The organism is Ensifer adhaerens, assembly GCF_002007205.1.
In the GTDB taxonomy this organism is placed as follows: domain Bacteria; phylum Pseudomonadota; class Alphaproteobacteria; order Rhizobiales; family Rhizobiaceae; genus Ensifer; species Ensifer adhaerens_D.
Map to the genome: position 1 here is coordinate 1,696,372 of NZ_LAZS01000005.1, position 24,418 is coordinate 1,720,789.

Here is a 24,418-nt window from a genome sequence, read left to right on the forward strand (position 1 = left end):
ATCCGGGCATCCATTTTAAGGTTCTTATTCACGATCAGAGGGAAATGCGGGAAACGCTTGCTGATCGAAACCCACGCTCAGCGCAGGACAGCCCACTTCCCTGGGCTTATACGGGCCGCTCAACGCGGCCCGTCCACGGCCGAAGCCGCTTTAAGATATTAGGCCTGAGCCTTTTCGATGAACTTGACGGCGTCGCCGACAGTCAGGATCGAGTCAGCAGCGTCGTCCGGGATTTCAACGCCGAATTCTTCTTCGAAAGCCATGACCAGTTCGACGGTGTCGAGCGAGTCCGCGCCGAGGTCATCGATGAAGCTTGCGCCTTCGCTGACCTTTTCGGCGTCGACGCCAAGATGATCAATAACAATTTTCTTTACGCGTTCTGCGATATCGCTCATGTCGGAGTTCCTCGACCTTCGTTTCTGTAGGCGCCAGTCCGGCACCGGTACTCTTAGTGTGAGCCTGATAGACCAAGACGGCCTACCCGGCAATCCATCCAACCGGAACTGCGGCAAACCCAAGGCAGCCAAGGCTGCCGGACACCTGGCGGGACCGGTCGACTGCTAACAGTCATGGCCCGATTAACACGGTTTAACGCTGTCGCAAAGTCCGAAAATGCCTGTCATTCGCTTGCTCAACATTGAATTTCAGGCATTTGGCAGGCGGCGTCCCGGGACGTTGAAGATCGCCCGCCGCACAATCTCGGCGGGCGGCCCATCCCGGAAACCGGATCAGATCATGGCCATGCCGCCATTGACGTGAATCGTCTGGCCGGTAACGTAGCCCGCTTCGTTCGAGGCGAGGTAAACGACCGCGGACGCGATTTCGGCGCCAGTGCCCATCCGCTTCATCGGGATCGCGCCCATGATCGCGTCCTTCTGCTTGTCGTTAAGCTTGCCGGTCATCGCGCTTTCGATGAAGCCCGGAGCCACGCAGTTGACCGTGACGTTGCGCGTCGCGATTTCCTGGGCCAGCGATTTGGAGAAGCCGATCATGCCGGCCTTGGAGGCGCAGTAGTTCGCCTGGCCGGGGTTGCCGGTGACGCCGACGATGGAGGTGATGTTGACGATGCGGCCGAAACGGCGACGCATCATCGGATGCGTGAGTTCTCGCGTCAGGCGGAAGACGGCAGTCAGGTTGACCTCGAGAACGGCGTCCCAGTCCTCGTCGCTCATGCGAACGAAGAGGCCGTCCTTGGTGATGCCGGCGTTGTTGACGAGAATATCGACGCCACCGAGTTCGGCCTCGGCCTTTTCGCCGAGCGCCTTGACTTCGGCGCGGTCGGAAAGGTTCGCCGGGAACAACTGCACGCGATCGCCAAGCTCGTTGGCAAGCGCTTCCAGCTTCTCGATGCGAGTGCCGTGCAGACCGACGGTCGCGCCCTGGGCGTGCAGCATGCGGGCGATTTCTTCGCCGATACCACCGGATGCGCCGGTAACGAGAGCCTTGCGGCCGGAAAGATCAAACATCTCTTTGATTCCTTATAACTGGAGCGCCTAGGCGTTCGCTCAGGCGAGCAAGGCGGCGAGTGCAGCGTCGATATCGGCAGGCGTATTGACGGCGATACCGTTGACGGTCTTGTCGATGCGGCGGGCAAGCCCGGTCAGGACCTTGCCGGAACCGAGTTCATAAAGCGTCGTGACATTGTTGGCGGCAAACCATTCGACCGTCTCGCGCCAGCGGACCTGGCCGGTGACCTGCTCGACCAGCAGCCGGGCGATCTCGTCGGCATCGCTGACGGGGGCGGCGAGCACGTTGGCGATGACGGGCACGACCGGATTGCGCTTCTCGACCTTGGCCAGCGCCTCGCGCATCGCATCGGCAGCCGGCGCCATCAGGCTCGAATGGAAGGGGGCAGAGACCGGCAGCATCAGAGCGCGCTTGGCGCCCTTTTCGGACGCGAGTGCTGCGGCCTTTTCGACGGCCGCCTTCTCGCCGGAAATCACGAGCTGGCCGCCGCCGTTGTCGTTTGCGATCTGGCAGGAACCCAGCGCCGACGCTTCGCGGCAGACGGCTTCGACGTCTGCATGCTCGAGGCCGATGATTGCCGCCATCGCACCCTTGCCGACCGGAACTGCCGCCTGCATGGCGTTGCCGCGGATGCGCAGGAGACGCGCCGTGTCGGCAATGGAGAAGGTACCGGCGGCACAGAGTGCCGAATATTCGCCGAGCGAATGGCCGGCGACGAAAGAGACCTTGGACTTGATGTCGAGGCCCTTGGCTTCGAGCACACGTATGACCGCCATCGATACGGCCATCAGCGCAGGCTGGGCGTTCGCCGTCAGCGTCAGCGTTTCCTCGGGGCCGTTCCACATGATCTCAGACAGCTTCTGGCCGAGCGCTTCATCGACTTCGGCAAAGACGGCTGCCGCTTCCGGGAAAGCGTCGGCCAGATCCTTGCCCATTCCGACAGCCTGGCTGCCCTGACCGGGGAACGTGAATGCAATGCTCATGGGATAGTCCCTTCCCTAGATCACTATGATTTCGGGTCGGCTCGACACGAAATCATAGTGATCGGTTCTTATGAGGTGGCACGGGATACGGGCGAAAACTGCACACATTTTTCGCCAAGCCCGCTCCGACTTCCTCTCCATTCACATTCCTTACCGGCGAGTCAAGCTTGCAGGCCCGCCCGGGCGGCGCCGACGGCGGCTTTTGCCCTTGATCTTCAACAATCAAGGCGTAAGTTTGCCGCCCGATGTCGTTCTGCCCACAGACGAACGCCAGGGCAAGGCGACCACTCCATTCCCGGCGCGCGCGCCCCTTTCCTCCCCAGGCCGGCGCCCGCCCTTCACAAGGATACTTATCTAGATGCGCTACAACACGCTTGGCCGCACCGGCATCAAGGTCTCTGAAATCTGCCTCGGCACCATGACCTGGGGCTCGCAGAATTCCGTCGCCGAGGCACACGAGCAGCTGGATCACGCCTTCGACAAGGGCGTCAACTTCATCGATACGGCGGAACTCTATCCGACGACCCCGCTCTCGCCTGAGACCTATGGCGACACGGAGTGCTTCATCGGCGAATGGCTGGCCAAGCGCGGGCGTCGCGACGATGTCGTTGTCGCGACCAAGGTTGCCGGCCCCGGCCGCCCATACATCCGAGAAGGCAGCCCGACCACGCCGGAGGGCATCGAGCAGGCGATCGACGCCAGCCTCAAGCGGCTGAAGACCGACTATGTCGACCTCTATCAGCTCCATTGGCCGAACCGCGGTCACTACCATTTCCGCAACGCCTGGTCCTACGATCCATCCAAGCAGGACAAGGCGCATGTCGCCGGCGACCTCCGGGCGATCCTCGACAAGCTCGGCGACCTCGTAAAGGCCGGCAAGGTCCGCGCGATCGGCCTTTCCAACGAAACAGCCTGGGGCACGATGAAGTTCATCGACATGGCCGAGCGCCACGGCCTGCCGCGCGTCGCGTCGATCCAGAACGAATACAACCTGCTTTACCGCGCCTACGATCTCGACCTTTCAGAAGTGTCGCATCACGAGGACGTGGGCCTGCTCGCCTATTCGCCGCTCGCGGCCGGGCTTTTGAGCGGCAAGTATCTGGGTGGCGCCAAGCCCAAGGGTTCGCGCCTTGATATCAACGGCGACCTCGGCGGCCGCTACACGCCGCACCAGGAGCCCGCCGTCGAAGGCTATGTCAAACTTGCGCGCGAGCACGGGCTCGATCCGGCGCAGATGGCGATCGCCTTCTGCCTGGCGCGGCCGTTCATGGCGTCCGTCATCATCGGCGCGACGTCGATGGAACAGCTGAAGACCAACCTCGGCGCCGTCGACCTCACCCTGTCGCAGGACATCATGAACGGGATCCGGCGGCTGCATCGGATCTATCCCATGCCGATCTGAAGCCGCGAATCGATCGCCGATGCCGGTGCCTCAGACAAAAGCGGAATTGCTTCAGGCGATCGACGTCCAGTTCGCCAGGCTGGTGCGCGAACTGGAGCGCATTCCTGACGACCTGTACCGTGAGCCTTCGCTGGAAGGGCACGCCAAGGGGACAATGATGAGCGTCGGCGACCTCGTCGCCTACCTCATCGGCTGGGGCGAACTGGTGATCAAATGGATCGATCGCGATCAGCACGGCGAGCCGGTCGACTTTCCCGAGACGGGCTATCAATGGAACGAACTCGGCAGGCTCGCACAAAAGTTCTACGCCGATTTTCGCGCTTTGCCGCCGGCGGGGCTCATCGCCCGCCTGCGGCGCAGCAAGGAGGCGCTAGAAGCGCTGATCGAGGCACGGGACGAGCAGGCGCTCTATGGGCGTCCGTGGTACGGCAAATTCACGCTCGGACGCATGATACAGTTCAACACTTCCTCTCCCTACGCCAATGCCCACGGCCGCCTGCGCAAATGGAAAAAGGTGAGCGGGCTGGCGTAGAAAGCGGAAAAGACGCCGCGAGCCTTGCCTTCCGCGGAAAAATGCGTATAAGCGCGCTGTTCGAAATGCCCGGTCTTCTGGCTGGTGGCTGAACGGAGGGCCGGTTTCCCAATAGGGGAGCCGCTAGGATAGCAAGTCTTTCCGGCCTCCCGTGTCTCCGCTCTCGACCGTCTCGATACAACACTTTCTTGCCGGCTCCTGCGAGCCCATAAGAACAGTCGTTGAGGCTTAGCCGCCGAGGTCCGGGCTGATTAACGCAAGAAAGGCAAGCCACAATGGCTCTTTATGAACACGTATTCCTGGCCCGCCAGGACATCACGCCGCAGCAGGTCGACGGTCTCGTCGAGCAGTACAAGGGCGTGCTCGAAGCAAACGGCGGTAAGGTCGGTCGCGTCGAGAACTGGGGCCTGAAGTCCCTCACCTACCGCATCAAGAAGAACCGCAAGGCTCACTACGTTCTCATGGACATCGACGCTCCGGCAGCGGCTGTTCACGAAATCGAGCGCCAGATGCGCATCAACGAAGATATCCTGCGCTACATGACGATCGCCGTCGAGAAGCACGAGGAAGGCGCGTCTGCCATGATGCAGAAGCGTGACCGCGACGACCGTCCGCGCCGCGATGGCGACCGTCCGGAGCGCAGCTTCGGCGACCGTGGTCCGCGTCCGGACCGTGGCGACCGCGAAGACCGCCCGCGCCGTCCGCGCGAAGACCGCGCGTAATCAAGAAGCTTTAGGAGATTAAGACAATGGCTGAAGTTTCTTCCGCTCCGGTTCGTCGCCCGTTCCACCGTCGCCGCAAGACCTGCCCCTTCTCGGGCGCAAACGCTCCGCGGATCGACTACAAGGACATCCGTCTTCTGCAGCGCTACATTTCCGAGCGCGGCAAGATCGTTCCTTCCCGCATCACGGCCGTTTCCCAGAAGAAGCAGCGCGAACTCGCCCAGGCGATCAAGCGTGCACGCTTCCTCGGCCTGCTGCCCTACGTCGTTTCCTAAGAACGGCTGACCGTCCGTCAGTCCTCTGACTCAGACGGAGATCGACTCAAGGGCAAGGCGCTTCCCTTACGTAAGCGCCTTGCCCCTCCCTTCCGCGATGGGCGCGGATCGGAACCGGCGCGATGCGCCAAAATCCCATGCTGGGGCTGCGCTTTGGCCATCCCCTAACTGCACGAAGCAGGACAGCGAACGTGAAGAATGTGAACAGGACATCGCTGCTGACCGGCGTTCTCGCCGGCTTTACCGCCGCCCTCTTGTCGATGGGCGCGAACACGCAGTCGTCTCTTGCAATCGTCCTTTATGCTGCTTCCGCACTTCCGATCCTGATCGCCGGCCTCGGCTGGGGCAATGCCGCGGCGATCGCCGCGATCGTCACGGCCGGCGCCACCGGTGCCGTTCTCGTTTCGCCCTACTTCGCGCTGCTGATCCTCGTCGTCACGCTGATCCCGGCCGGCTGGCTGAGCCATCTCGCCAATCTCGCCCGCCCGGCGTCCGAACTCGGCGGCCCGGACGAGGCGCTCGCCTGGTATCCGCTCTCCGATATCCTCAGCCATCTCGCTGGTCTGGTGACCGTCGGCATGATCATCGTCGGCGTCATCGTCGGCTATGGTGCCGACATTTCCGATCGCATGGTCGATATCGTCATTCAGGCGGTGAAGGCGCAGGACAGCGCCTACAACCCGGATGCGGCCGCGATCGCCCAGATCAAGTCTCTCTTCACCCTCGCTTTGCCGCTCGTCCAGGGCGCGATCTGGGTGCTGATGCTGTTTACCGCCTACTACCTCGCCACCCGCATCGTGCAGATGTCCGGCCGGTCGTTGCGCCCGCGCGAGGACATTCCGTCGACGCTGCGCATGCACCGCAACGCGATCTTCATCTTTCTCGGCGGCCTGGTCCTCACCTTCCTCGGCGGCGCACCCGCAACGATCGGTGCGCTGATCTGCGGAACCTTCGGCGCGGGCTTCCTGCTTGCCGGTTTCGCCTCCTTCCATTTCCGCACGCGCGGCAAGTCCTGGCGGCTTCCCGTGCTGTGGATCGCATACCTGTCGGTGCTCGTGTTCACGATCCCGGCATTCTTCTTTCTCCTGTCCGGCCTGATCGATACGCGACGCACCATCGCGGTCACGCCGGTTGGAAAAAACTGACCAACGAACTGGAACTCTGAAAGGAAACCAACATGGAAGTCATTCTTCTCGAACGTATCGCCAAGCTCGGCCAGATGGGCGAAACCGTAAAGGTTCGCGACGGCTTTGCCCGTAACTACCTCCTGCCGCTCGGCAAGGCGCTGCGCGCCAACGCTGCCAACAAGGCCCGTTTCGAAGCTGAGCGTTCGACGCTCGAAGCCCGCAACCTCGAGCGCAAGTCGGAAGCCCAGGCTGTTGCCGAGAAGCTCGACGGCAAGTCGTTCATCATCGTCCGCTCGGCTGGCGAAACCGGCCAGCTCTACGGTTCGGTTGCTGCCCGCGACATCATCGAAGTGCTCGCTGCCGAAGGCTTCAACGTCGGCCGCAACCAGGTCGACCTCAACCAGCCGATCAAGTCGATCGGCCTGCACAAGGTCACGCTGCACCTGCACTCGGAAGTCGAGATCTCGGTTGAAGTCAACGTTGCCCGTTCGGCCGAAGAAGCCGGTCGCCAGGCCAAGGGCGAAAGCCTGACCTCGGCCGACGCCATCTACGGCGTTGACGAAGACGCCCTGAAGCCGGAAGACTTCTTCAACCCGGAAGCCGAATTCGAAGGCGAAGAAGAATAAGCCTAACAGGCCATTCGACACGCGAAAGCCCGGATCATCGATCCGGGCTTTTTTCTTGGCCGCTGCACGGTTGTCTGCTGAGGCCCTGAGTCGACGGTGGTTCTGCCGCCTTATCCGTGAGCGGCGATGGACGAGGAGTCATTGTTCGCCTGGCCCGGTGCAGCACGCACCGGCGCGTCCTTGTCGACGCGCACGACGACCGAAAGGCCGGGGGACAACATCTCCGCCAGCGGCTGACCGGGATCGACGACGATGCGCACGCCGACACGCTGCGCCACCTTGGTGAAGTTGCCGGTGGCGTTGTCCGGACGAATGATGCTGAACTCCGAACCGGCGGCGGGCGAGAACCGCTCGATATGCCCCGTCAGTTCGTTCCGCTGCAGGGCGTCGACCGCGATGGTGACGGGCTGGCCCGCCTTCATGCCGTCGAGCTGCGTTTCCTTGAAATTGGCGACGACCCAGACGTCGTTCGGCACCAGCGCCAGGAGTTGCGAGCCGGCCGTCACATATTGACCGATCCGCGCGCCAATCTCACCGAGACGGCCGTCCCGCGGCGCGACGATGCGGGTGTTGTCGAGATCGATTCGCGCGAGTTCGACGGCCGCTTCCGCCCCGCTCACCGCGGCTTGCAATCCGGCACGCGCGCCGAGCGTCGTCGCCAGCGCCTGCTTTGACACCTCCAGCCCGGCCTCTGCCTGGCTCACGGCAGCGTCGGCCTGCTCGAAGCCCGCACGCGCCTGATCGGCGTCGCTGCGGGTCGAAACGCCTTTGTCCGCGAGCGGGCGGATACGGTCCCAGGTCGCACGCGCCCGGTAGAAGGCGGCCTTGGCGCTATCGAGCTGCGCCTGGCTGGCGGCGATGCCGGCCTTGGCGGAAAGCTCCTGCTGAAAGGAGTTGGCAAGTGCGGCCTTCTGCCCGGCAAGTGTCGCTTCGGCCTGCGCCAGTTTCTGCGCATAGATACGGTCGTCGATCTTCACCAGCAGTTGCCCGGCCTTGACCGTCTCGTAGTCATGCACCGGAACGTCGGCGACATAGCCCGCAAGCTGCGGGCTCATGATCGTTACAAAGCCGCGCACATAGGCATTCTCGGTCGATTCCACCGAACTGTGGAACGGCGGCAGCCGCCAGGCGTAGAGCACAAGGGCGATACCGGCGATGCCGGCGAGAAGAACGATGATGCTCGTGGGCGAGCGCAGGGATTTCAACATGGTCGTCTACTCTGTCAATCAGGTGGCCGGCATCGGCGCAGGAGCGGACAATCTCTGCCTGAGCCAGTTGTAGAAGATGTGCAGCAGCAGCCCGGCGAGCGCGAAAAGCGCGACCGCCGAGGCCAGCAGGAAGGCGTCGTTGTAAGCGAGGATGTAAGCTTCGCGGGTCACCTGCTGCGACAGCAGCACGGTCCCCTCGCCGCCGAGCAGGGTCTTGTCGCCCATCACCTTGGCGTAGGCGGCGGAAAGCTGGTTGACGCGCTGGGCAACCAGCGGGTTCGAGAGCACGATCTGTTCGGCGAGAATGTTGGAATGAAACTTTTCGCGGATCGTGACGAAGGTGCCGAAGGCGGCGGAGCCGATCAGGCTGCCGATGCTTTGGGTAAAGAGGAAGATCACGATGAAGCTGAGGATATAGCTCGGCCCCTTGGCGAGTGCCGCCTTGAAGCCGCGCGCCATGGCCGGCGGCAGGAAGAGTGCCGTTCCGGACGCAATCATGGCCTGGCTCAGATACATCTGCTCCGGCCGCGTCAGGCTGGTCGCCTGGCTATCCATGTAGGCGCCGGTCGCCAAGAGGCCGAGTGCCAGAATATGCACACGCTCCGCATGTTCAGGGTTCATCAGCGCGGCGCAAAGCAGACCGCCGCCGATCGCCGCAGCAAGTATGATCCAATAGAGGGTCGCGACCTGCTCGAACTGGAGACCGAGCTGCTGGTAGAAGTTCGCAGCAACAGTCGATTGTTCGGAGGCCACCAGGCGGAAAATCAAGAGAACGGCGGCAAAGTGCACGATCTCCTTGGAAGCGATCCAGCGCACGTCGATCAACGGCACCGGGCGATGAAGCTCGATCAACACCGCGGTCGTCAGCGTCGCGATCGAGACGACCAGCAGGACGCCGAGCCAGGGCGCCTCGAACCACCAGTAGAGGCGCCCCATGGTCAGGACCACGGCGAGGCAACCGAAGGCGACCGCGACGAGCAGGTAACTCAGGATGTCCATGCGCTGGATGACCTTGGCATGCGGCACCGGCGTCAGCGGCAGCAGGTAGATGATCGGCAGCGCGATCAGTGCCAGCGCCATCTCCAGCGTATAGAGCGCATGCCACTGGCCGTATTCGATCAAGGTCGGCGAGATCAGGCGGGTGACCGGCGCGGAGATCGTCGTGCAGGTGAGCGCCAGCGCCAGACCGACCGTCAGCTTACGCGCCGGCGGAAAGGCTTCGAGCATATAGAGAAAACCGAGCGTCGACATCGGCGCTGCGGCAATGCCGCTGATGAAGCGCACGACGATCGCCGAATGCAGATCGGAGACGAAGACGTTCATCAGCGATACGAGGACGAAACCAGCGATGCTGATTTCGGCGAAACGGCGCAGCCCGTATTGGGCGCGGATCTTCACAAGCGCGATCGACAGGCTGACATTCGGCGCCATGTAGGCCGCCGAGAGCCAGCCGGCCTCGACGGAAGTCGCCGACAGAGAACCCTGGACCTGCGTGAGGTTGGCAAGCGCCAGGTTCATGCCGAGCCCCTGCGTCAGGAACAGGAGTACGGAGCCCAGGACATAGACCGCCGAAAGCAACAGGCCTTTGTCTACAGGGGCCGACGCGGGCGCCGGCGTCGGTTCCGGCGCAATGGCGGTTTCTCCTTGGTCCTCGTCAGCCGCCTCGGGCTCTGACCCAAGCCGGTTGTCGTTTGCGGCGGCCGTCGCGACTGCGCCCATCGCCGTCACTCCCGCGCCAGCGACTGAACATTGTCGGCGATCGCCCGAATCACGCGCCGCGTCACGACAAGTTCGTCCGCATCGACGCCTTGCAGCACTTCGGCCCGGATCTCGTCGGCAAGCCTGAGGATTTCGTCGGCGACGGTGCGGCCGAGTTCGGTCATGTGGATCTGCTTGGCGCGCCGATCGGAGACCTCGACCCGCCGCTCGATGAAGCCCTGCTTCTCCATGCCGTCGAGCAGGCGCACCAGTGTCGGGGTCTCGATGTCGAGTTCGTCCGCAAGCTCCCGCTGGTTAAGCCCATCCTTCTTCGTCAAGGCAAAGAGCGCGCGGGCGCGCGACAAGGTCAGCCCCCTCTCCTTCACCCGCGCATCGAACACGGCTCGCAGCTTGCGATTGACCAGCGACAGGGCATCGAAGAGTTCGCGGTTCACGACGGGTTGATACATGGTATCTTTTCCATATTACTAGCATGCTAATTATATTGCCTCTATCTAATCCAAATGCGGGGGATTTTCAAGATCGGGATTTTGAGGCGGGAAAGGACGGCGCTACACTTCGCTTCGTCGGGAAGGTTCGGTTGATTCGCGGCGTCAATGACCAAAATTGTGACGACGGCATAATCCGCGCATTTGCGAACCCCCGCCTGTGGATCAGTCGAACAACGGGAACAGCGCCGGGCGCGGTGACGTCGCTCCGCGACTGTGTCCCCCGTGCACTTGACCCGGCCCGCGCTAAAACGCAAACCGATGCCACACCAGACAGAGGCAGAGATAAACGAATGAACGAAGCGTCGCGAAAGCTATCCCCTATCGGCAAGGATCAGGCGGACCAGCACTACCGCGAGGCCCCGAACAACCTCGAGGCCGAGCAGGCGCTGCTTGGCGCGATCCTCGTCAACAACGACGCCTACTACCGCGTCTCGGACTTCCTGAAGCCGGTGCATCTGCACGAGCCGCTGCACCGCAAGATCTACGAGGTTGCCGGCGACATCATCCGCATGGGCAAGATGGCGAACCCGGTCACCATCAAGACCTTCCTCAAGGCCGACGAGAAGGTCGGCGACGTGACCGTCGCGACCTACCTTGCGCGCCTTGCCGGCGCCGCCGTCTCGATCATCAACGCGGAAGACTATGGCCGGGCGATCTATGATCTCGCGCTGCGCCGTTCGCTGATCACCATCGGCGAGGACATGGTCAACATCGCCTATGACGCGCCGCTCGACATGCCCCCTCAGGGCCAGATCGAGGATGCCGAACGTCGTCTGTTCGAACTTGCCGAAACCGGCCGCTACGACGGCGGCTTCCAGTCGTTCAACGACGCCGTGGCGCTGGCGATCGACATGGCGGGTGCGGCCTTCGAGCGTGACGGCAGCCTCTCGGGCATTTCCACCGGCATTCATTCGCTCGACGGCCGCATGGGCGGCCTGCAGCGTTCGGACTTGATCGTGCTTGCTGGACGTCCGGGCATGGGCAAGACCTCGCTTGCCACCAACATCGCCTACAACATCGCTGCGGCCTACGAGCCCGAAGTTCAGGCCGACGGTTCGTTCAAGGCGAAAAATGGCGGCGTCGTCGGCTTCTACTCGCTCGAAATGTCGTCCGAACAGCTCGCCACCCGTATCATTTCCGAGCAGACCGAAGTCTCCTCGTCGAAGATCCGCCGCGGCGACATTTCCGAGGCCGATTTCGAAAAGCTCGTCGCCTGCTCGCAGATGATGCAGAAGGTGCCGCTCTATATCGACCAGACCGGCGGTATCTCGATCGCCCAGCTTTCCGCCCGCGCCCGGCGCCTGAAGCGCCAGCGCGGCCTCGACTGCCTGGTGGTGGACTATATTCAGCTCATGACCGGCTCGGGCAAATCCAGCGACAACCGCGTGCAGGAAATTACCCAGATCACCACCGGCCTCAAGGCGCTCGGCAAGGAACTCAACGTTCCGATCATCGCGCTCTCGCAGCTCTCCCGTGGCGTCGAAAGCCGCGAAGACAAGCGGCCGCAGCTCTCCGACCTTCGTGAATCGGGCTCGATCGAGCAGGACGCCGACGTCGTGCTTTTCGTGTTCCGTGAGGAATACTACGTGAAGAACCTGGAGCCGCGCGACGAGTTCGACCCAAAATACGAAGAGTGGAAGATGAAGATGGAGCAGGTGAAGGGCACGGCCGACGTGATCATCGCCAAGCAGCGTCACGGACCGACCGGCACCGTGAAGCTCGCGTTCCAGTCGGAATTCACCCGCTTCACCGATCTCGCCGATCCATCCTTCACCCAGTACGAAGAACACTAGACTGTTTCATTGTTTCGTCGAGACAGCGAAACAATCCATCACTTTGAAGAACGCAATTCCGGACGGAAAACCGTTTCACACTTTTCCTGGGATTGCTCAGAGTTCCGTGGGGGCGGCCGGAGCGGGCTGGGAAAAATGTTTGCGGTTTCCCAGCCCGCTCTCAATTTCAAATGGCACGTGCCTTTTCGCTGAAGCGCGCCGCGCCAGCACCAGCATCTCAGAGCACGAGGCGCAGCAGCGCCACCGAGACGACACCGACGGCGACAGACGCCAAGAGCGGAAGCCGCATGGCGGCCACAGCCGTCGCGGCAGCTGCAATCGTTTCCGCCGGGCCGGTCACGAAAGCCGTCGGCGCGATGACCGCCATCAGCACTGCCGGCGGGATGGCTTCCAGCGCGCGCTTCTGGTTTTCCCCGATCGTCACGTAGCGGATCAGCACGAGGCCGCCGATGCGGGTTGCGATCGTCGCGACCGCCATGGCAAGGATCGCGAGCAGTGTGTTGAGATCGACGATCATGCATGGGCCTCCTTGCGTGCGCCCGAGAGGAGCGCGACCACGACCCCGGCCGCAGCCCCGGCAGCGATATACCAGACCCCCGGCAGCAATTGATGGGTGAGCACGGCGGCAAAAGCGCTTGCGGCCAGAACGGCACCCGTCTCGCGCCCCTTCCAGAAGCCCATGACCAGCACGATGAAGACGGCGGGGAACGCAAAATCGAGACCCGTGACCTTCGGATCCCCCAGAAACGCTCCGAGCAGCGCGCCTGAAAGGCTCGTCAGCACCCAGACGCAGTAGAACGGCACCGCAAGGCCCGCGTACCAGGCAGGTGTCAGCTTGCCGTTGCTCGCCCGCATCTCGGCCATGGCCCAGATTTCGTCGGCCAGAAGCAGCATCGACGCATAGCGCGCCGGTCCGGTGAAATTGTCGAGCTTGCCGCCGATAGAGGCGCTCATCAGCACATGGCGGATGTTAACGAGCAGGGCCGAAAAACCGAGGGCGGCCCAGGACGCCGGATGCGTCCAGATGTCCATCGCGACGAACTGGGACCCGCCGGCAAAGACCAGCGCGCTCATCAGCGCCACCTCGGCCGGCGCAAGTCCCTTGCTCGCCGCCACCGCACCGAACACGAGGCCGATCGGCATGACCGCGACGATCAGCGGCGTCATGGCGATCGCCGCGGCCCGGAATTCCTGCAATGCACTTCTATCCTGCAACGTCCACGTCTCCATTGGCACGACGCGCCGCCCGTCGTCCTGGGCGCGCGATCGCAAAGCTCAACTGTTCTAAGTGCTGGGCTGGAGGTCGTCTTGAACGAAAGTGATCAGCCGGCGCGGAAGGCTCCGGGGGTGACGCCGGTGCGTGCCTTGAAATGGCGGCTGAAATGCGCCTGGTCGGCGAAGCCGCATTGATAGGCCGCATCCACAGCCGACCAGCCGTGACGCAACAGCGCCTTGGCCGCCCGCACACGCTTGTCGGTGAGGAAGGCGTGCGGGGTGATATGGAACTCCTTGCGGAAGGCGCGGATCAGATGGGCGCGGCTGAGGCCTGCGACTTTCGCCAGTTCCTCGAGCCCGACATCCTCGGCGTAGTTCTCCATCAGATAGTCGCGCGCCCGGTGCACGGCCGAATGCTCCCGCGTCTCGATCGGCGCGATGATCGTGCTGCCGTGGCGCTCGAACATCGCGGCAAGCACGGCGAACATTTTTTCCTCCGCCTCGAGCGTCGCCCCCGACACTTCGAGCGTGCGGTGGGCCCGATGGAAGGAAAGAGCCAGGTCCGGCGCCTGCAGCACCCGCCTGGAAAAGGACGGCGTGCCCTTGAAAGCGCGTCCGGTGACATCCTCGATGATGTTCACCAGCAGTTCGGCGCTCGGATAGACCATGCGATAGCGATAGCCGCTGCCGCCCGGATGACCGTCGTGAATTTCATCGGGGTTGATGAGATAGAAGTATCCGGGGCCTGCCTCCGAGCGCTCGCCCTTGATCTTGCTGATCTGCGAGCCGGCCTCGATGGCGCCGATGCTGAAGGTTTCGTGCGCATGCGGAGCAAATTCATGGGTGATGAAGGTCGCCGTCAGACATTCCATGCCCATGAAGCGGGAATCCCGCCAGAAGCGCGTGCGCTCGGCGCCCTCTATCGGCATGACATCGATGGCTTCTTCCTGCGAAATCGTCTGCATGGGGAGAGAATAGTGATGCCACGCGCCCGCGTCTTGCACAAAAGTGCTCGTTCAGAGCCGCGGCGCCTTCAGTCGGTGCGACAGGCAGGCATTTGCAGCGCTCTCCGCTTGGCTGTATTGATCCTGGATCATCCACGCAGAGTGCCCGGCATGCTCCGTCCAGAATTCCTTTCCGCTTCCAACCGGCTCACGATCGATCTTGGCGCGCTTGTCGATAACTGGCGGGCAATGAACAAACGCTCCGGCAAGGCGCGTGCCGCAGCCGTGCTCAAGGCGGATGCCTATGGCATCGGCATCGCGCAGGCGGCCCCTGCCCTCTATGCGGCCGGCGCCCGTGATTTCTTTGTCGCCAATGCCGAGGAAGGTGCGGCACTCCGTCCGCTTGCGCCAGATGGACGGATCTACATTCTCGCCGGCATGTGGCCGGGCAACGAGGCGCTGTTTTTCGACAACGATCTCGTGCCGGTCATCAATTCGGACGAACAGCTCGCCGTTTTCATGGCCGCTCTTTCCGAGCGGGGCGACCACCCCTGCGTTCTGCATGTCGATACCGGCATGAACCGCCTGGGCCTCTCTGTCGAGCATGCCCTTGCGCTGGCGACCGATCCGGCGCGGCCGGCAAGCTTTTCGCCGGTGCTGATCATGAGTCATCTCGTCAGCGCCGACGATCCCGACCATCGGCTGAATGGCCTTCAACTCCGTCGCTTCCACGAGGCGACGGCTGCCTATGAAGGGGTCGACGCCAGCCTTGCCAACTCCGGCGGCGTCTTCCTCGGGCCCGACTACCACTTCGACCTGACCCGACCGGGCATCGCCGTCTATGGCGGCGAGGCGGTGAACGACGTCCGCAACCCGATGAAGCCGGTGGTAACCGCCGAAGCACGGATCATCCAGGTGCGCGACGTGGCGGCCGGCGGCACGGCGAGCTACGGCGCCTCCGCCCGCTTCGACCGCGACAGCCGCATCGCCACGGTCGCAGTCGGCTACGCCGATGGCTATCACCGCTCGGTCTCCGGCGGTGGCGTCACACTCAGACAGGCAAAGCCATCAGGGGCCTTCGGCTTCCTACACGGCCATAAAGTCCCGCATGTCGGGCGCGTCACCATGGACCTCAGTCTCTTCGACGTCACGGATCTTCCCGAAAGCGCGGTACGACCGGGCGATTACATCGAGCTCTTCGGCCGGCACATCGCCATCGACGATGTCGCGCGCGCCGGCGGGACGATCGGCTACGAGATGCTGACCAGCCTCGGCCGCCGCTATGTCAGGCACTATGTCGACACCGTCTGATGCGCTCCTCCCGATCATTTTTCGGTCATTCTCGCTGAAATTCACCTTTTGTTCCGCGTTTCGCGGCATTATGTGACGACACAGGTGATTCTTTGCCGCCGACGTCCATCGCGACGTCGGCGGTCTCACATTCCGAAAGTCGATGCCGATGGCGAAAGCGCGTACCCAATTCATCTGCCAGAACTGCGGCACCGTCCACACCCGCTGGGTGGGGAAATGCGAGGGTTGCGGCGAGTGGAACACGATCATCGAGGACAATCCGACAGCGGGCATCGGCGGCGGCCCATCGCGCGCGCCGAAGAAAGGACGCCCGGTGGCGCTGACCACTCTCTCGGGCGAAATCGAAGACGCGCCGCGGATCCAGACCGGGATTTCGGAACTCGACCGGGTGACCGGCGGCGGCTTCGTGCGCGGCTCGGCGCTGCTCGTCGGCGGTGATCCCGGCATCGGCAAGTCGACGGTGCTGATGCAGGCAGCCGCAGCACTTTCGCGCCGCAACCACCGCGTCATCTATGTCTCGGGCGAAGAGGCCGTGGCGCAGGTGCGTCTTCGCGCCCAACGGCTGGGGGCTGCCGACAGCGACGTGCTGCTGGCCGCCGAGACCAATGTCGAGGACATCCTGGCAACGCTATCGGAAGGCAAGCGCCCCGACCTCGTGATCATCGATTCGATCCAGACGCTCTGGAGCGACATCGTCGATTCGGCGCCCGGCACGGTCACCCAGGTCCGCACCGGCGTGCAGGCGATGATCCGCTTCGCCAAGCAGACCGGAACCGCCGTCGTGCTCGTCGGCCACGTCACCAAGGAAGGCCAGATCGCAGGTCCCCGCGTCGTCGAGCACATGGTCGATGCCGTGCTCTATTTCGAGGGCGACCGCGGCCATCACTACCGCATCCTGCGCACGGTCAAGAACCGCTTCGGCCCGACCGACGAGATCGGCGTCTTCGAAATGTCGGACAAGGGTCTGCGCGAGGTCGCCAACCCGTCGGAACTGTTTCTCGGCGAGCGTAATGAAAAATCGCCTGGGGCCGCCGTCTTTGCCGGCATGGAAGGCACCCGTCCCGTTCTCGTCGAAGTGCAGGCGCTGGTCGCGCCCACCTCGCTCGGCACGCCCAGACGCGCCATCGTCGGCTGGGACTCCGCCCGCCTGTCGATGATCCTTGCCGTGCTCGAGGCCCATTGCGGCGTGCGGCTCGGCCAGCACGATGTCTATCTCAACATTGCCGGCGGCTACCGCATATCGGAGCCCGCAGCCGATCTAGCTGTGGCTTCCGCACTGGTTTCATCGCTTGCCGGGCTTGCCCTTCCGGCGGATTGCGTCTATTTCGGCGAAGTCAGCTTGTCGGGTGCCATCCGGCCGGTTGCGCATACCGCACAACGCCTTAAGGAAGCCGAGAAGCTCGGGTTCTCGCAGGCGGTCCTGCCGTCCGCTTCGACCGAACTGCCGAAAAACGGCAATGGCCGCTGGAGCGAGATGGAAAGCCTGCCCGATCTGGTGGCGCGCATCGCGGGTTCGCGAAACGCGCTGAGACCGGCGGAGGACGAAGACTGACGATGCGGATGCCGCAGACGGCCCTTTTTAGGGCTGCAAGCAGGCTGCAAATGCCCTGACACAGGGCCGATGGCGGATAGGCTTGAGGAGACCCGGACGAACCGGGTCCGGAGTAAGGACAAAATGCCCATTACAATTCTCGACGGTATCGTTCTCGGCGTCGCCCTGTTTTCCGCAATTCTGGCCATGGTCCGAGGCTTCTCGCGCGAGGTGCTTTCGGTCGCGAGCTGGGTGGGCGCGGCAGCTGCCGCCTACTTCCTCTACCCGCATCTCCTGCCCTATGCGAAGCAGTACACCAACAGCGACACGGTCGCGCTGATCGGATCTGCCGCGGTGATCTTCCTGATCGCGCTGATCATCATCTCCTTCATCACCATGCGGATTGCCGATTTCATCATCGACAGCCGCATCGGTGCGCTCGACCGCACGCTCGGCTTCCTGTTCGGGGCTGCCCGCGGCATCCTGCTGGTGGTCGTCGCCATGCTGTTCTTCAACTGGCTGGTCGCGCCGCAGCAGCAGCCGACCTGGGTCACCCAGGCCAAGTCGAAGCCGCTGCTCGACAATCTCGGCAACAAGCTGATTGCGCTGTTGCCGGAAGAGGCCGACGCCACCATTCTCGACCGCCTGCGCGGCAAGGACACGACCGGCGAAGGCGAAGGCGAAGCGCCGGCAACGACGCCCGGCCAGGCACCTGCGACGACGCCTGACCAGGCGCCCGCCGACGACGCCCCGGCCACCAGCGGCTGAGACAGGAACGATTTGCCGACAAAGCCCGCCCCGCGGGCTTTGTCCTTTTGGGGAATAACGCTTGCAGCCGTTTTCAGCTAAGATCGCTTGAAGACTGCGGGCCTGATCACGATATGCGCACCGGCACGGAGCAAAGGCGACTGTGATGACCGATCTCAGATCCATCGAAATCCACGATGAACTCGAAGGCGACGAACTGCACGAAGAGTGCGGCGTCTTCGGCATATTGGGGCACTCGGACGCTGCGGCGTTGACCGCACTCGGCCTGCACGCGCTTCAGCATCGCGGCCAGGAAGCAGCCGGCATCGTCACCTTCGACGGCAAGCAGTTCTGCACCGAAAAGCGCATGGGCCTCGTCGGCGACCACTACACCGACCCCGCGACGCTCGCGAAACTGCCGGGCTTCATGTCGATCGGCCACACCCGCTACTCGACAACCGGCGAAGTGGCGCTGCGCAACGTGCAGCCGCTCTTTGCCGAGCTCGAAGTCGGCGGCATTGCCGTTGCCCATAACGGCAACTTCACCAACGGCCTCACGCTTCGCCGGCAACTGATCGCCGACGGCGCCATCTGCCAGTCGACCTCCGACACCGAAGTCGTCCTGCACCTGATCGCCCGTTCCAAGCAGGCCTCGTCCTCCGACCGTTTCATCGACGCCATCCGCCAGATGGAAGGCGGCTATTCGATGCTGGCGATGACGCGCACGAAGCTGATCGCCGCACGCGACCCGATCGGCATCCGACCGCTCGTCATGGGCGAACTCGACGGCAAGCCGATCTTCTGCTCGGAGACCTGCGCACTCGACATCATCGGTGCGACCTATGTCCGCGACGTCGAGAACGGCGAAGTCATCATCTGCGAAATCCAGCCCGACGGCTCGATCACCATCGATGCGCGCAAGCCGGAGGTTTCGCAGCCCGAGCGCCTCTGCCTGTTCGAATATGTCTATTTCGCCCGGCCGGATTCGGTCGTCGGCGGCCGCAGCATCTATGTGTCGCGCAAGAACATGGGCATCAACCTCGCTAAGGAAGCGCCCGTCGAGGCCGACGTGGTCGTCCCCGTGCCGGACGGCGGCACACCGGCAGCGCTTGGCTATGCCCAGCAGAGCGGCATTCCGTTCGAATACGGTATCATCCGCAACCACTATGTCGGCCGCACCTTCATCGAGCCGACGCAGCAGATTCGTGCTTTCGGCGTCAAACTGAAGCATTCAGCCAACCGTGCGATGATTGAGGGGAAACGCATCATCCTCGTCGACGATTCGATCGTGCGCGGCACGACGTCGGTGAAGATCGTTCAGATGATGCGCGACGCAGGCGCCAAGGAGGTGCATGTGCGCGTCGCGAGCCCGATGATCTTCCATCCGGACTTCTATGGCATCGACACGCCGGACCGTGACAAGCTGCTGGCCAACCAGCATGCCGACCTTGCCTCCATGTGCCGCTACATCGGCGCAGACTCGCTCGAGTTCCTGTCGATCGACGGCCTTTATGAGGCGGTCGGCGGCGAGAAGCGCGATCCGAAGTCGCCGCAGTTCACCGACCACTATTTCACCGGGGACTATCCGACCCGCCTCCTCGACCAGGAAGGCGCCAGCAATGTCCGCAAACTCTCGGTTCTCGCCAGCAACGGATAATCAGACACTAAAATGACGATCGATCTCAAAGGCCGGGTGGCCGTGGTCACCGGCGCATCGCGCGGTATCGGCTATTTCACCGCTCTCGAACTGGCCAAGGCCGGTGCTCATGTCGTCGCCTGCGCGCGCACGGTCGGCGGGCTCGAGGAGCTCGACGACGCGATCAAGGCGGCGGGCGGGTCGGCGACGCTGGTGCCCTTCGATCTCGCCGACATGGCGGCGATCGACAAGCTCGGCGGCGCGATCAACGAGCGCTGGGGCAAGCTCGACATCCTCGTTGCCAATGCCGGCGTGCTCGGCACGATCTCGCCGATCGGCCATGTCGAGGCGAAGGTGTTCGACAAGGTGATGAACATCAACGTCAACGCCACCTGGCGGCTGATCCGCTCGCTGGAGCCGCTGCTGATCAAGTCGGACGCGGGCCGCGCGCTGATCCTGTCGTCGAGCGCCGCCCACAAGTGCAAGCCCTTCTGGGGCCCCTACTCCGCGTCGAAGGCTGCCGTCGAGGCACTGGCCCGCACCTGGGCTGGCGAAACGCAGCGCCTGCCGCTGCGCATCCTCTCGGTCGACCCCGGTGCCACCCGCACCGCCATGCGCGCCCAGGCGATGCCGGGCGAGGATCCGGAGACCGTGCCGCATCCGTCCGAAGTCGCGGCCAAGCTGCTGCCGCTCGTCGGCCCGGACCAGACCGAGACCGGCAAGCTCTACATCGTTCGCGAAGACAAGATTGTCGACTACCGGATGCCGGAATAGCTTCTCGTCCATTGCCCAAACAGAAAGGCCACCGTGTCACCACGGTGGCCTTTTCTTTTGCATACGACACGGGATCAGGATCAGTCCTTGTCTCCAGGCAGCCCGTCACCGCCCGTCGACGGGTGCACCGGCCAGTCGCCGCCATACTTGCGCTGCCAGGAGCGCGCGCCGAAGGGCAGCGTGATCAGATAGCCAAGCGCCGTCACCGCCATCGTCTCCCAGGTATAGGTCATCAGCGTCGCGACGTAGAAGACGACACCGAGGATGGCCGGCAGCACGAGATCGCGGCGCACGCGGCTGTTTTCCGATTTGCCCGACCAGACCGGCAGACGGCTGACGAGCAGGAAGGCGATCAGCACCGTGTAGGCGGATGCAATCAGCGCAAAGGTGCGTTCCGGCGCCAGGCCCAGCAGGCCGAGATAGACCGGCAGCAACACCAGCATGGCGCCTGCGGGCGCCGGCACCCCGACGAAGTATTCCGACTGCCAGGACGCCTTGACCTGGCGTTCCGCCATCACGTTGAAGCGGGCGAGCCTCAGACCCATCGCAATCGCGTAGATCAGCGCCGCGATCCAGCCGATCGAACGCGCCTGGTCGAGGATGAAGACGTAGAGCACGAGGGCCGGTGCAACGCCGAAGTTGATGATATCGGCGAGCGAGTCCATCTGGCCGCCGAAATTCGACGTCGCCTTCAGCGCGCGAGCGACGCGGCCGTCGATGCCGTCGAGAAAAGCGGCGAGCAGCACCATGGCAACGGCAAGCTCGATGCGGTTTTCAAAGGCGAGCCGAATGCCCGAAAGACCGGCGCAGATCGCGAGCACGGTAATCAGGTTCGGGATCATCAGCCGCAGCGGGATTTCGCGTAGCCGCGGGCCGCGCGCGGTGTCGCTCGAGCCGTTGGCGTCGTCTGCCGCCTGCGGCGTTTCGATCGGTTTTTCCTGTTCAGAGCCTTCCATGGACACTCCTTATGCGCGACGGCTGATGACCGGGCCCTTGGCCGAGCCGAATTCGGCGAGCACGGTTTCGCCCGCAACGGCCGTCTGGCCGACGCTCACACGCGGCTCGGTGCCTTCCGGCAGGAACACGTCGAGACGCGAGCCGAAGCGGATCAGGCCGAAACGTTCGCCGGCCTCCAGCGCGTTGTTTTCATACTTCCAGCAAAGGATGCGGCGGGCAACGAGGCCGGCGATCTGGACGACACCGATCGGGCCATGTTTTGTCTCGATCACCAGACCGTTGCGCTCGTTCTCGTGGCTCGCCTTGTCGAGTTCGGCGTTGACGAACTGGCCGGCGCGATAGGCGACACGGGAGATCGTACCTGCCATCGGCGCGCGGTTCACATGGCAGTTGAAGACATTCATGAACACCGAGATGCGCAGCATCGGCTCGGAGCCGAGGTTCAGCTCCTCGGGCGGCATCACGGTCGCGATCGACGAAACGCGACCGTCGGCCGGGCTGATCACCAGGTCGTCATCGATCGGCGTCATGCGTTCAGGATCGCGGAAGAAGTAGGCGCACCAGGCGGTCAGCACGAAGCCGATCCACATCAACGGCTCCCACAGGAAGCCCAGCACCAGCGACACGACGAAGAAGATCGCGACGAAGCGATAGCCTTCCTTGTGTACCGGGACGAGTGTGTTGCGGATCGTATTGACCAGGCTCATGAACTCTACTCCAGATTTTCCGTGGGATGTGAACTAGCGCGAATTGCCCCGGCGGGCAACGTCGCCCGCCCGACAGCGACAAAACGCGTCGCGCTCAGCAAAGAAACAAACACCATTAGACCGCCGGCTCACCGCGGGTGACGATGCCGAGATCGTCGCTTTCGCGCACCCGCTTCAATTGCTCTTCCGCCTGCGTCGCTTCGCGCTGGCGGCTCCACATCGACGCATAGAGGCCGTCGCGATCGATCAGTTCGCCATGGGTGCCGCGCTCGGCGATGACGCCGTCCTTGAGCACGATGATCTCGTCGGCGTTGATGACGGTCGAAAGGCGGTGCGCGATGACCAGCGTCGTGCGGTTGCGCGAGACGACGTCGAGCGCCGACTGGATCTCCTGCTCCGTGCGCGTGTCCAGCGCCGATGTCGCCTCGTCGAGGATCAGAATAGGCGGGGCTTTCAGGATCGTGCGGGCAATCGCGACGCGCTGCTTCTCGCCGCCGGAAAGCTTCAGGCCACGCTCGCCGACCATCGCCTGGAAGCCCTCTGGCAGGGTGCGAATGAACTCGGCGATCTGCGCGGCTTCGGCCGCCGCCTCGATTTCGGCCTCGCTGGCCGAGACGCGACCGTAGCGGATGTTGTAGGCGATCGTGTCGTTAAACAGCACCGTGTCCTGCGGCACCATGCCGATGACCGAGCGTAGGCTCTTCTGGGTTACTGTGCGCACGTCCTGGCCGTCGACGGTGATCGCCCCTTCCTGCACATCGTAGAAGCGATAGAGCAGCCGCGAGAGTGTCGACTTGCCGGCACCGGAGGGGCCGACCACGGCGACCGTCTTGCCGGCCGGCACTTCGAAAGTGATGCCCTTCAGGATCGGACGCGCCGCATCATAGGCGAAATGCACATCCTTGAAGGCGATGGCGCCCTTGCCGATGACAAGTTCGCTCGCATCCGGGCGATCCACCACTTCGGCGCGCACGTCGAGCAGGTCGAACATATGCTCGATGTCGGTGAGCCCCTGACGGATTTCGCGGTAGACGAAGCCGATGAAATTGAGCGGGATGGCGAGCTGGATCAGCATGGCGTTGATGAAGACGAAGTCACCCAGCGTCTGTTCGCCGCGCTGAACGGCAAGCGCCGACATGATCATCATGACCGCGGTGCCAGCGCCGAAGATCAGCGCCTGGCCGAAGTTGAGCCAGCCGAGCGACGTCCAGACCTGGGTCGCCGCCGCCTCATAGCGTTCCATGGACTTGTCGAAGCGACGGGCTTCCATCTCCTCGTTGCCGAAATATTTCACTGTCTCGAAGTTCAGCAGCGAGTCGATCGCCTTGGTGTTGGCGTCGGTGTCGCTGTCGTTCATCGAGCGGCGGATGGCGATGCGCCAGTCGCTAGCGCGAACGGTAAACCAGATGTAGAGCCAGACGGTAACGGCGGTGACGAAGAGATAGCTGAAGCCGTAGCCCCACCAGAAAATCACTGCCGTCAGCAGGAATTCGATCAGGGTCGGCACGCTGTTGAGGATGGTGAAACGGACGATCGTCTCGATGCCCTTGGTGCCGCGCTCGATGACGCGAGAAAGCCCACCGGTGCGCCGCTCCAGATGGAAGCGCAGCGACAGCTGGTGCATGTGCACAAAGGTCCTGTAGGCCAGTTGCCGGACCGCGTGCTGACCGACGCTTGCAAACAGCGCATCGCGCAGCTGGTTCAAGCCGGCCTGCAAAAGACGCGCAAGGTTGTAGGCAAGCACCAGCATAACCGCGCCGGTCATGAACACGGGCAGAAAGCCCAGGACATCCGGCTTGCCGTTCAGCGCATCGGTTGCCCATTTGAAGGAATAGGGAACGAGGATCAGCACGACCTTGGCGATGATCAGAATGACCGTCGCCCAGATCACCCGAAGCTTGAGATCGGCCCTGTCCGACGGCCACATGTAGGGCCAGAGATTGGCGATCGTATGCAAGGGATTGCTGGTGTCGGCCGAAACGGTTTTTTTCTGGGGTGCCACGTTCTGATCCGCTCTTACGTTTGCGCGCTGCGGGCTGACGCCCGCTCAAGCTCTGCGCCGGGCCTTCCCTGTAAACGAAGACCTGCAGCGCCGTCATCACCGTTCAATGAAAAGCGGCGCCCTTTCGAAGGCGCCGCCCTTTGCATGTTTCCTTTAATCGTAGCCGATCAAAGGAAAAAACATGCGCGATTCAAAGCGCTACAGCGACCTTTGCGCGTCTGATAGGACACGCGGCGCTGTAGGTCGGGA

General features: G+C 63.2%; 24 protein-coding genes. 12 read left to right on the top strand and 12 right to left on the bottom strand.

Annotation, left to right across the window (positions count from 1 at the left end):
- Positions 1-158: 158 nt before the first annotated feature.
- The 3 genes from XB14_RS12165 to fabD form a co-directional block, all read right to left on the bottom strand.
- Complete coding sequence (locus XB14_RS12165; RefSeq protein ID WP_003531676.1) at positions 159-395, bottom strand: acyl carrier protein; 237 nt, start codon at positions 393-395, stop codon at positions 159-161.
- 333 nt (positions 396-728) lie between these two features.
- The gene (gene fabG / locus XB14_RS12170) at positions 729-1,466 is read right to left on the bottom strand and encodes a 3-oxoacyl-[acyl-carrier-protein] reductase (protein WP_077961775.1); all 738 of its coding nucleotides are present in this window, start codon (positions 1,464-1,466) and stop codon (positions 729-731) included.
- A 39-nt stretch (positions 1,467-1,505) separates the two neighbouring features.
- Entirely contained in the window at positions 1,506-2,450 is a 945-nt protein-coding gene (gene fabD / locus XB14_RS12175) for an ACP S-malonyltransferase (protein ID WP_077961776.1), read from the bottom strand.
- Positions 2,451-2,808: 358 nt separating this feature from the next.
- Here fabD and XB14_RS12180 point away from each other — a divergent pair, with 358 nt between their 5' ends.
- The 6 genes from XB14_RS12180 to rplI all read left to right on the top strand — a co-directional run bounded on the left by XB14_RS12180 (position 2,809) and on the right by rplI (position 7,134).
- Positions 2,809-3,852 (top strand): aldo/keto reductase, encoded by a 1,044-nt coding sequence (locus XB14_RS12180; RefSeq protein WP_077961777.1) that lies wholly within the window; start codon positions 2,809-2,811, stop codon positions 3,850-3,852.
- Positions 3,853-3,898: 46 nt separating this feature from the next.
- Positions 3,899-4,384 carry a ClbS/DfsB family four-helix bundle protein gene (locus XB14_RS12185; RefSeq protein ID WP_419178572.1) on the top strand — a complete coding sequence of 162 codons (486 nt, stop codon included), beginning with the start codon at positions 3,899-3,901 and terminating at the stop codon, positions 4,382-4,384.
- A gap of 275 nt (positions 4,385-4,659) precedes the next feature.
- Positions 4,660-5,106, top strand: coding sequence for a 30S ribosomal protein S6 (gene rpsF / locus XB14_RS12190; protein WP_077961779.1), 447 nt, complete (start codon positions 4,660-4,662; stop codon positions 5,104-5,106).
- Positions 5,107-5,132: 26 nt separating this feature from the next.
- On the top strand, positions 5,133-5,381 hold the full coding sequence (gene rpsR / locus XB14_RS12195) for a 30S ribosomal protein S18 (protein WP_025426448.1): 249 nt from the start codon (positions 5,133-5,135) through the stop codon (positions 5,379-5,381).
- A gap of 191 nt (positions 5,382-5,572) precedes the next feature.
- Positions 5,573-6,526 carry a DUF2232 domain-containing protein gene (locus XB14_RS12200; RefSeq protein WP_077961780.1) on the top strand — a complete coding sequence of 318 codons (954 nt, stop codon included), beginning with the start codon at positions 5,573-5,575 and terminating at the stop codon, positions 6,524-6,526.
- A gap of 32 nt (positions 6,527-6,558) precedes the next feature.
- Positions 6,559-7,134 carry a 50S ribosomal protein L9 gene (gene rplI, locus XB14_RS12205; RefSeq protein WP_034803982.1) on the top strand — a complete coding sequence of 192 codons (576 nt, stop codon included), beginning with the start codon at positions 6,559-6,561 and terminating at the stop codon, positions 7,132-7,134.
- Between the two features lie 110 nt (positions 7,135-7,244).
- On the opposite strand, the gene XB14_RS12210 is transcribed toward rplI, so the two are convergent.
- Genes XB14_RS12210 through XB14_RS12220 form a run of 3 tightly spaced genes read right to left on the bottom strand, consistent with a single transcriptional unit; the run spans position 7,245 to position 10,510 of the window.
- On the bottom strand, positions 7,245-8,342 hold the full coding sequence (locus tag XB14_RS12210; RefSeq protein WP_077961781.1) for an HlyD family secretion protein: 1,098 nt from the start codon (positions 8,340-8,342) through the stop codon (positions 7,245-7,247).
- Between the two features lie 18 nt (positions 8,343-8,360).
- The gene (locus tag XB14_RS12215) at positions 8,361-10,061 is read right to left on the bottom strand and encodes an MFS transporter (RefSeq protein WP_077961782.1); all 1,701 of its coding nucleotides are present in this window, start codon (positions 10,059-10,061) and stop codon (positions 8,361-8,363) included.
- 5 nt (positions 10,062-10,066) lie between these two features.
- On the bottom strand, positions 10,067-10,510 hold the full coding sequence (locus tag XB14_RS12220) for a MarR family winged helix-turn-helix transcriptional regulator (protein WP_077961783.1): 444 nt from the start codon (positions 10,508-10,510) through the stop codon (positions 10,067-10,069).
- Between the two features lie 332 nt (positions 10,511-10,842).
- Between XB14_RS12220 and XB14_RS12225 the strand changes: the two genes are divergently transcribed.
- Positions 10,843-12,345, top strand: coding sequence for a replicative DNA helicase (locus XB14_RS12225; RefSeq protein WP_077961784.1), 1,503 nt, complete (start codon positions 10,843-10,845; stop codon positions 12,343-12,345).
- 217 nt (positions 12,346-12,562) lie between these two features.
- Here XB14_RS12225 and XB14_RS12230 read toward each other — a convergent pair whose 3' ends face one another.
- From XB14_RS12230 to XB14_RS12240, 3 genes are all read right to left on the bottom strand, one after another.
- On the bottom strand, positions 12,563-12,862 hold the full coding sequence (locus XB14_RS12230) for an AzlD family protein (RefSeq protein WP_077961785.1): 300 nt from the start codon (positions 12,860-12,862) through the stop codon (positions 12,563-12,565).
- Complete coding sequence (locus XB14_RS12235) at positions 12,859-13,512, bottom strand: AzlC family ABC transporter permease (protein ID WP_077961977.1); 654 nt, start codon at positions 13,510-13,512, stop codon at positions 12,859-12,861. Before XB14_RS12235 ends, XB14_RS12230 begins: the two co-directional genes overlap by 4 nt.
- Positions 13,513-13,667: 155 nt before the next feature.
- Positions 13,668-14,525, bottom strand: a complete 858-nt coding sequence (locus tag XB14_RS12240) for an AraC family transcriptional regulator (protein WP_077961786.1) — start codon at positions 14,523-14,525, stop codon at positions 13,668-13,670.
- A 150-nt stretch (positions 14,526-14,675) separates the two neighbouring features.
- Between XB14_RS12240 and alr the strand changes: the two genes are divergently transcribed.
- From alr to XB14_RS12265, 5 genes are all read left to right on the top strand, one after another.
- Complete coding sequence (gene alr, locus XB14_RS12245) at positions 14,676-15,815, top strand: alanine racemase (protein ID WP_077961787.1); 1,140 nt, start codon at positions 14,676-14,678, stop codon at positions 15,813-15,815.
- Between the two features lie 148 nt (positions 15,816-15,963).
- Positions 15,964-17,367 carry a DNA repair protein RadA gene (radA, locus tag XB14_RS12250; RefSeq protein ID WP_043611486.1) on the top strand — a complete coding sequence of 468 codons (1,404 nt, stop codon included), beginning with the start codon at positions 15,964-15,966 and terminating at the stop codon, positions 17,365-17,367.
- A 123-nt stretch (positions 17,368-17,490) separates the two neighbouring features.
- Complete coding sequence (locus tag XB14_RS12255) at positions 17,491-18,114, top strand: CvpA family protein (RefSeq protein ID WP_077961788.1); 624 nt, start codon at positions 17,491-17,493, stop codon at positions 18,112-18,114.
- Positions 18,115-18,259: 145 nt separating this feature from the next.
- Positions 18,260-19,750 (top strand): amidophosphoribosyltransferase, encoded by a 1,491-nt coding sequence (purF, locus tag XB14_RS12260; RefSeq protein ID WP_077961789.1) that lies wholly within the window; start codon positions 18,260-18,262, stop codon positions 19,748-19,750.
- 12 nt (positions 19,751-19,762) lie between these two features.
- Positions 19,763-20,503, top strand: coding sequence for an SDR family NAD(P)-dependent oxidoreductase (locus XB14_RS12265; RefSeq protein WP_077961790.1), 741 nt, complete (start codon positions 19,763-19,765; stop codon positions 20,501-20,503).
- 80 nt (positions 20,504-20,583) lie between these two features.
- On the opposite strand, the gene pssA is transcribed toward XB14_RS12265, so the two are convergent.
- The 3 genes from pssA to XB14_RS12280 all read right to left on the bottom strand — a co-directional run bounded on the left by pssA (position 20,584) and on the right by XB14_RS12280 (position 24,169).
- Entirely contained in the window at positions 20,584-21,459 is an 876-nt protein-coding gene (gene pssA / locus XB14_RS12270) for a CDP-diacylglycerol--serine O-phosphatidyltransferase (protein WP_143348334.1), read from the bottom strand.
- A gap of 9 nt (positions 21,460-21,468) precedes the next feature.
- A complete protein-coding gene (locus XB14_RS12275) occupies positions 21,469-22,167 on the bottom strand; it encodes a phosphatidylserine decarboxylase (protein WP_077961791.1) in 699 nt (232 codons plus the stop codon).
- 115 nt (positions 22,168-22,282) lie between these two features.
- Complete coding sequence (locus XB14_RS12280) at positions 22,283-24,169, bottom strand: ABCB family ABC transporter ATP-binding protein/permease (protein ID WP_077961792.1); 1,887 nt, start codon at positions 24,167-24,169, stop codon at positions 22,283-22,285.
- Positions 24,170-24,418 lie beyond the last annotated feature (249 nt).

What these genes read in the sequence shown, in the direction of transcription:
- XB14_RS12235 (WP_077961977.1), bottom strand. Translation starts at nt 13,512, where the DNA reads ATGACGCCGCTGATCGTCGCGGTCATGCCGATCGGCCTCGTGTTCGGT.
- radA (WP_043611486.1), top strand. Translation starts at nt 15,964, where the DNA reads ATGGCGAAAGCGCGTACCCAATTCATCTGCCAGAACTGCGGCACCGTC.
- rplI (WP_034803982.1), top strand. Translation starts at nt 6,559, where the DNA reads ATGGAAGTCATTCTTCTCGAACGTATCGCCAAGCTCGGCCAGATGGGC.
- XB14_RS12220 (WP_077961783.1), bottom strand. Translation starts at nt 10,510, where the DNA reads ATGTATCAACCCGTCGTGAACCGCGAACTCTTCGATGCCCTGTCGCTG.
- rpsF (WP_077961779.1), top strand. Translation starts at nt 4,660, where the DNA reads ATGGCTCTTTATGAACACGTATTCCTGGCCCGCCAGGACATCACGCCG.
- alr (WP_077961787.1), top strand. Translation starts at nt 14,676, where the DNA reads ATGCTCCGTCCAGAATTCCTTTCCGCTTCCAACCGGCTCACGATCGAT.
- fabG (WP_077961775.1), bottom strand. Translation starts at nt 1,466, where the DNA reads ATGTTTGATCTTTCCGGCCGCAAGGCTCTCGTTACCGGCGCATCCGGT.
- XB14_RS12215 (WP_077961782.1), bottom strand. Translation starts at nt 10,061, where the DNA reads ATGGGCGCAGTCGCGACGGCCGCCGCAAACGACAACCGGCTTGGGTCA.
- XB14_RS12165 (WP_003531676.1), bottom strand. Translation starts at nt 395, where the DNA reads ATGAGCGATATCGCAGAACGCGTAAAGAAAATTGTTATTGATCATCTT.
- purF (WP_077961789.1), top strand. Translation starts at nt 18,260, where the DNA reads ATGACCGATCTCAGATCCATCGAAATCCACGATGAACTCGAAGGCGAC.
- XB14_RS12180 (WP_077961777.1), top strand. Translation starts at nt 2,809, where the DNA reads ATGCGCTACAACACGCTTGGCCGCACCGGCATCAAGGTCTCTGAAATC.
- fabD (WP_077961776.1), bottom strand. Translation starts at nt 2,450, where the DNA reads ATGAGCATTGCATTCACGTTCCCCGGTCAGGGCAGCCAGGCTGTCGGA.
- XB14_RS12240 (WP_077961786.1), bottom strand. Translation starts at nt 14,525, where the DNA reads ATGCAGACGATTTCGCAGGAAGAAGCCATCGATGTCATGCCGATAGAG.
- XB14_RS12255 (WP_077961788.1), top strand. Translation starts at nt 17,491, where the DNA reads ATGCCCATTACAATTCTCGACGGTATCGTTCTCGGCGTCGCCCTGTTT.
- XB14_RS12225 (WP_077961784.1), top strand. Translation starts at nt 10,843, where the DNA reads ATGAACGAAGCGTCGCGAAAGCTATCCCCTATCGGCAAGGATCAGGCG.
- XB14_RS12210 (WP_077961781.1), bottom strand. Translation starts at nt 8,342, where the DNA reads ATGTTGAAATCCCTGCGCTCGCCCACGAGCATCATCGTTCTTCTCGCC.
- XB14_RS12230 (WP_077961785.1), bottom strand. Translation starts at nt 12,862, where the DNA reads ATGATCGTCGATCTCAACACACTGCTCGCGATCCTTGCCATGGCGGTC.
- XB14_RS12265 (WP_077961790.1), top strand. Translation starts at nt 19,763, where the DNA reads ATGACGATCGATCTCAAAGGCCGGGTGGCCGTGGTCACCGGCGCATCG.
- rpsR (WP_025426448.1), top strand. Translation starts at nt 5,133, where the DNA reads ATGGCTGAAGTTTCTTCCGCTCCGGTTCGTCGCCCGTTCCACCGTCGC.
- pssA (WP_143348334.1), bottom strand. Translation starts at nt 21,459, where the DNA reads ATGGAAGGCTCTGAACAGGAAAAACCGATCGAAACGCCGCAGGCGGCA.
- XB14_RS12275 (WP_077961791.1), bottom strand. Translation starts at nt 22,167, where the DNA reads ATGAGCCTGGTCAATACGATCCGCAACACACTCGTCCCGGTACACAAG.